The sequence below is a fragment of the Wolbachia endosymbiont of Glossina morsitans morsitans genome (assembly GCF_000689175.1).
GTDB classification, from domain to species: Bacteria; Pseudomonadota; Alphaproteobacteria; order Rickettsiales; family Anaplasmataceae; genus Wolbachia; species Wolbachia pipientis.
The window spans coordinates 1-1,416 of sequence record NZ_AWUH01000011.1 but is presented as its reverse complement, the minus strand read 5'-3'; the positions used below and the strand labels follow the sequence as shown (position 1 = coordinate 1,416).

Annotated in this window: 1 protein-coding gene and 1 pseudogene; both read right to left on the bottom strand. The window is 35.0% G+C overall.

The features are described from left to right. Positions 1-624, bottom strand: a pseudogene (locus WGMM_RS00310) (SDR family NAD(P)-dependent oxidoreductase); the annotation flags it as partial. Continuing rightward, the coding region (locus WGMM_RS00305; RefSeq protein ID WP_240991787.1) for a YihY/virulence factor BrkB family protein at positions 611-1,416 on the bottom strand (806 nt) is incomplete at its 5' end. The pseudogene WGMM_RS00310 and the gene WGMM_RS00305, both read right to left, overlap by 14 nt.

The following is a 1,416-nucleotide window of genomic DNA, read 5'->3' as shown; positions in this document are numbered from 1 at the left end:
ACAGGTCCTTCCGTGTATACAGCATTTACACATAATTTTGTATGTTTTGTCTCAGATGCATATATCTGCACCATTATTTCTAGTGCAACTTTACTTGCAGCATACGGCATCCAATATGGATAAGAGGAAGGAGAAAGTGTCACTTCTGAGGTCATGAATATCGCTCTTCCAGCATTAGACTTTTTTAGCATTGGATCTAAGTTTTTTAGTAAGTACCAATTGGCAGTAAAATTTGTATTCATTACGTTCTGTAGCTCTTCAATCTCACAGTCATGAATGGGGTTCAGTTTGCCTAAAATTCCAGCACACGCAACTAATATATCAAGTGCTCCAGATTCTGATAATTTCAGGCTTTCTATCATGTTTGTCAGTATCTTTACATTCTCAAAGTCTAAAAGATCAAGCTGAATTAGTTTCACAGAGCCTTCTTTAAATTCTTCAAGCTCTTCAATTTTCATTATATAGTGGCTTGAGATTATCAAGAGATCTTGAAATCAGAATCACACATGCACCTTCTCTTATAAACCTTTTTGCAACAGCAGAGCCTATTCCACCTGAAGCTCCGGTGATTAAAGCTACTTTACCTTCTAACTTACCCATTTCTTTCTCCTTAGCGAGATCCATTGAAATATTTTAGCTGAAAATTGAATTTTGCTCCATATATAAAAATCAAACTTAGCATATAAAAAAATAGTAATGACACTACTACACCACCTAAACTTCCATATATCAAATCCAGTTGGTCAAAGGAAGCTTTTAAGTATTGCTTAAAAGCTGAAGCAGAAATCGTCCAAAGAATAACAGCTACACAAGATCCAGGAAATACGTCTGATAAATTTTGTTTTATGTTTGGTAACATAAAATATAGCCAAGAGACTACTGTGAAAAGTACAAATTCAATAAGTAAATACCTAGTATAACCTAGCCCCTGATAGGAAAAATCAATTAGCATTGGTACTAGTGTAGAAAACACTATAGTTAGAGTTATAATAAGCGTGATTACTAAAAATTGTAATATACTTAGTACTCTTCTTAATATATAAGGCGGCGAAACCGGAACTTTATAGGCCTTATTGAGTATTGTTCTAAGCCCTTCAATTGTCGATGAAGCGGTCCAAACAGCACCTACAATTGCTAAAGTTAGTAAGCTTTGCGGCGGGCCTGATATTATCTCCCTAATACGCGGCATCAAAGATGATAAAATATCCTGTGGCATGTTATCAATGATAAATACCCAGCCAATGTTGTACTGGTCTAAAAAATTTGCGAATGTTGACGCCACAGCCATTAAAACGATGAGAAAAGGAAATATTGATAACAGAATTAAAAATGATAAATACCCTGCATGCTCCACTCCATCATTATGAATTGTGTCAATCAAAGCACGATAAAGGCAATAAACGATGCTGTAAAATT